The sequence below is a fragment of the Pseudomonas viridiflava genome, from assembly GCF_900602065.1.
Taxonomy (GTDB): Bacteria; Pseudomonadota; Gammaproteobacteria; order Pseudomonadales; family Pseudomonadaceae; genus Aquipseudomonas.
In genome coordinates, this window is the sequence record NZ_UWFN01000074.1 from 1 (window position 1) to 462 (window position 462).

General features: G+C 62.8%; 1 protein-coding gene. It reads left to right on the top strand.

Going from position 1 to position 462, the window contains the following annotated elements:
• Nucleotides 1-462: DUF2339 domain-containing protein (locus EE949_RS01060; protein WP_122662146.1), on the top strand; the 462-nt coding region annotated here is incomplete at both ends.

Consider the following 462-nt stretch of genomic DNA (forward strand, 5'->3'; position numbering starts at 1 on the left):
GTGCTGTACCTGACAGTATTCGCCGCGATGAAACTGCACACGCTGCTCGACCCGACCCTGGGCTTCGGGCTATTGGTAGCGATCACAGCGTTCTCGGCCGTGCTGGCCCTGACCCAGAATTCGCTGGCGCTGGCCTGCGCAGGCGCACTGGGCGGGTTTGCCGCGCCGCTGCTCGCCTCGACCGGGCAAGGCAGCCATGTGTCGCTCTTCAGCTACTTCGCCTTGCTCAACGCCGGTATCTTCGCCATCGCCTGGTTCCGGGCCTGGCGCATGCTTAACCTGATCGGTTTTTTCGGCACCTTCGGCATCGGCTTTGCGTGGGGTATCAAGGCGTACACGCCGGAGCTGTTCTGGAGCACCGAACCATTCCTGATCCTGTTTTTCCTGATGTACCTGGCCATCGGCCTGCTGTTTGCGCGGCGCAAGCTTCAGGAGCAGGCAGGCGGGCCACAGGATGACAGC